7 protein-coding genes are annotated in these 4,013 nt (G+C 34.7%); 2 read left to right on the top strand and 5 right to left on the bottom strand.

The window, feature by feature from the left end:
• From WGMM_RS01400 to trmD, 4 genes are all read right to left on the bottom strand, one after another.
• Positions 1-471: DUF3333 domain-containing protein (locus WGMM_RS01400; RefSeq protein WP_038248972.1), on the bottom strand; the 471-nt coding region annotated here is incomplete at its 3' end.
• Entirely contained in the window at positions 472-735 is a 264-nt protein-coding gene (locus WGMM_RS06465) for a hypothetical protein (protein ID WP_240991832.1), read from the bottom strand.
• A 15-nt stretch (positions 736-750) separates the two neighbouring features.
• Entirely contained in the window at positions 751-1,128 is a 378-nt protein-coding gene (gene rplS / locus WGMM_RS01390) for a 50S ribosomal protein L19 (protein ID WP_038248966.1), read from the bottom strand.
• Positions 1,112-1,822: a tRNA (guanosine(37)-N1)-methyltransferase TrmD gene (gene trmD, locus WGMM_RS01385; RefSeq protein ID WP_038248963.1), complete on the bottom strand. Its 711-nt coding sequence runs from the start codon at positions 1,820-1,822 to the stop codon at positions 1,112-1,114. The genes rplS and trmD overlap by 17 nt, the downstream gene beginning before the upstream one ends.
• A gap of 74 nt (positions 1,823-1,896) precedes the next feature.
• Between trmD and purC the strand changes: the two genes are divergently transcribed.
• Entirely contained in the window at positions 1,897-2,619 is a 723-nt protein-coding gene (purC, locus tag WGMM_RS01380; protein ID WP_038248960.1) for a phosphoribosylaminoimidazolesuccinocarboxamide synthase, read from the top strand.
• Here the strand turns inward: purC and purM are convergent.
• Entirely contained in the window at positions 2,616-3,653 is a 1,038-nt protein-coding gene (gene purM, locus WGMM_RS01375) for a phosphoribosylformylglycinamidine cyclo-ligase (RefSeq protein WP_038248957.1), read from the bottom strand. The genes purC and purM overlap by 4 nt on opposite strands.
• A gap of 133 nt (positions 3,654-3,786) precedes the next feature.
• On the opposite strand from purM, the gene WGMM_RS01370 reads away from it, so the two are divergent.
• On the top strand, positions 3,787-4,013 hold a 227-nt coding region (locus WGMM_RS01370; RefSeq protein WP_038248955.1), incomplete at its 3' end, for a hypothetical protein.

The raw sequence follows: 4,013 nt of genomic DNA, 5'->3' as shown, positions 1-4,013 counted from the left end.
ACGATCATTCAAATGTTTATCTTTATTTATTGAATTAATTATACTTGAGACCGCGGTAAACCAGATCTCATATTCACCACTATCTTTTACTTTCTTACGAAAAAATTTCTCTAGTTCTTTGTAAGAATTACGACTTAAAATTTCGTCACCGTCTTTAAAATCAGTTCCTCCAAACACCTTACGTAAAGAATCGTTGAGTAAGCCAATGGACTTATACCGCAAACCACTAGGATTACTCGCCAAAGCAAGATCAGCATTTATTTCAACTGGCAATAAAATTTTCGTTACTGTTAAGGCACTGTAAGAGTTAACTAATATACTCAACAATATACACACAGGACAGCCAAGTGAGATAACTAGTGCCGTGAAAGAACAAAAGCGTAGCGCTCTGTTCTTTTTATTTTTCCTTTTTATACGAGCATGTACACGCCTTGACTGAAGTAATTTAAGGAATTTTTTCTTTATACTCATTTACTTTTCTTTACACGAGGATTTGAAAAAACTTTCCCCTTTTTTGTCATGCAAGTAGCTGACATTGGGATCCAGCAGGCTTTGCCTGCAAATAATTTTTACATTTTCCATGAAAGCACAAACCAAAAGGAGAATAACGAATGCTGGATCCCAGTGTCGGAGCACTGGGATGACACCACAGCGGGAGGCAAACACAATGTTCGTACAGTCGTGTGTCACGCACTGGGATGACAAGAGAGAGTTCTGAGATGACACAATTGACATCACTCCCTATTGTATCTACTTAGATTTCTTTTTAACATAAGTAGTACGCTCTTTGATCCTTGCAGCTTTTCCAAATAGTTTGCACAGATAATACAGTTTTGCTCTACGAACCTTTCCTTTTCTTGTCACTTGCACTGAAACCAGTGCAGGAGAATAAACAAAAAACTGAGACACTATACTTTCTCCATGGCTCACTTTTCTGACTGCAAAAGAAGAATGTAACCCGCGGTTCCTTTTTGATATACATACACCTTCAAATATCTGTATACGTTCACTTGTACCGTCAACTACTTTAAAAGTGACCTTCAAATCACCGCCAGGACGAAATTCTGGTATTTCTTTAGCTAACACTTGCATTTGCTGTTCGTTAAATTTTTTAAGTAAATTTGTCATTTATCTCTCCACTCAATAATTCAGGCCTACGCTTTTTTGTTATAACATGAGACTGCTTCTGCCTCCAATCACTTATTTTTTTGTGATTGCCAGATAACAAAACCTCAGGTACTTTATATCCCTTCCACTGCTCAGGTCTAGTATATTGAGGATATTCAAGTACACCACCACCATAATTAAAACTTTCTTCAGTAATACTATCGGTATTATTTACTACACCTGGAAGAAGTCTAATGCATGCATCAAGAACCACCATTGCAGCTGGCTCACCTCCTGAAAGTATATAATCTCCAATACTTAACTCGTAAGGAGTATACGCATCAATTATCCTTTGGTCAATACCTTCAAATCGACCACACAATATTGTTATATGAGGAAACTCTAATAATTCTCTGGCAATATTCTGATTAAACTTAGTTCCAGATGGAGTCATGTAAATAAACTTAGTGTTTTTATGAACAGAGAGCATACTATCTACTGCATCACCAACTACATCAGAACGCATAACCATTCCTGCTCCACCTCCATATGGAACATCATCCACAGTTGAATGTTTATCTTTCGCAAAAGAACGAATATTTATTACTTCAAGGTTCCATATTTTTTTTCTTAACGCTTTTCCGGCAAGAGAATAGTTCAAAAACCCGGGAAACATTTCTGGAAATATGGTTAATATTGTAACATTGAATGCCATTAAGGTTTATTTTAAGTTATTTGGGGCTATACTCTAAGAACAGTAAATTGATATAATATATAGTTAAATTAAGCATGTCACTGAATAAAACGATATACGAAGGTAAAGCGAAAGCCATTATTGAAACTGAAGACTCATCAACTGTTATACAGCACTTTAAAGATGATGTTACAGCATTCAATAAGGAAAAATATGAAATTATTGAGAGCAAAGGAATAATTAATAATCATGTTAGTGCTTTTATCATGGAAAAGCTTGAGAAAGCAGGAATTAGCACACACTTTATAAAAACTCTGAATGAAAGAGAGCAGCTAGTCAAAAAACTCAAAATCATACCTCTTGAAGTAGTCGTGAGGAATGTTGCAGCTGGCAGCTTTTGCAAACGTTTTAATATCAAAGAAGGTGAGAGGCTTGCATCTCCTATAATCGAGTTTTTTTACAAAAATGATGACCTAGCCGACCCAATGGTAAATGAAAATCACATACTGTATTTTGATTGGCTATCTAGCAAAGAAATGGATGAAGTTAAAACTACAACTTTAAAAATCAACGAAATATTAGTTCACCTATTTTCAAATGCAAGTATATATTTAGTTGATCTCAAGTTAGAATTTGGCAGATTAATAAATGACAGTACTAAAATCGTTTTAGCTGATGAAATTAGCCCTGATAACTGCAGATTATGGGATAAAAATACTTATAAAAAGCTGGATAAAGATGTCTTTCGTTTGAATTTAGGAGATTTAAAGGAAGCATACCTAGAAGTTGCAAAAAGACTGTCAGTAAAGTTAGGTTAACTAAATACTACTCTATCAAGTGGAGGGTTACATGCCCCATCAAGTTTTCCAATAATTTCAATTTTTTCTCCACGTTTTTGGAAATGATTTTTCACGTTTTGCATATTCTCAGAACTTACGATCAATACCATACCAATACCACAATTAAATGTTTTTAGCATTTCTTTCTTCTCTATTTTACCCTCCTTTGTTAGCAATAAAAATATATCTGGCCATTTCCAGGAATTAATGTCTATGTTTGCAAATAAGTTTTTTGGAAGAATTCGCGGAATATTGTCTGCCAAACCACCACCCGTGATGTGCGCAATACCTTTTACTTGTGACATGATAGGCAGCAAAGAATCAACATATATTTTTGTTGGTTCAAGTAGTATTTCACTCCAAGATTTATTATTCCATAGAGATGTATCGTTATAATTTATACCTAAGCTTTTGAAAACATGGCGCACTAAAGAAAACCCATTTGAGTGAATTCCACTTGACTCTAAGCCGACTATATAATCACCTGCTTTCATCATACTACAGTTTGGAAGAATTTGCTTTCGATCAACTACACCAACCACAAACCCTGCAAGGTCATAGTGATTATTACCATACATTCCAGGCATTTCTGCAGTTTCCCCGCCAACCAATGCTATTTTAGCTTGCTTGCACCCCTCTGCAATGCCCTTAACCACAGATAATAAAACATCTTTGGTCAAAACGCCTGTTGCAAAGTAATCAAGGAAAAACAAAGGCGTTGCTCCTTGTGCAAGTAAGTCATTTACACACATTGCAACTAAATCTATACCTATAGTATCATGTTTATTCACTTCTTGAGCTATCAACAGTTTCGTACCTACTCCATCAGTTGAGGAAACGAGTACTGGATGGTCATACTTCTTACTTAGTGCAGCAAAATCAAATAACGCAGAAAATGAACCTATTTCGCTGATTACTTCTTCTCTAGTAGTTTCTTGAGCAATAGGCTTGACTTCTTTTATTAACTTATTATATAGTTCAATATCTATTCCTGATCTGGTATAAGTATTCATAATCCTTTTATAAATTTTAAAATTGTTAATACTATATTAATGCCTTGATATAAAAAGTGCAACGAAACTTTCTCTTAATTGACTATTATATACTTACCAATATAGGGTAACTTAAATCATTTATAATTATCCAATGAACGAAAATACCAAAAACATACTGTTAATAACGGAACTGCTATCAGGACGGCTGCTTCATGACTTTGCTAACTCTATGAATGGAATAACGTTTGGCGTAGAAGAGCTTGAAGTAATAGATAAGAATGATGCTGATGCGCAGAAGGAAGCGTTGTTGTTTCTTAAAGAAAGCTCCGATGATTTAATATATAAACATAAAGTTATGAAGCAGGCATATTCTTCTTC

It is taken from the genome of Wolbachia endosymbiont of Glossina morsitans morsitans, assembly GCF_000689175.1.
In the GTDB taxonomy this organism is placed as follows: Bacteria; Pseudomonadota; Alphaproteobacteria; order Rickettsiales; family Anaplasmataceae; genus Wolbachia; species Wolbachia pipientis.
Note: the sequence above shows the minus strand (reverse complement) of the source record. Positions and strands in the feature narration are given on the sequence as shown.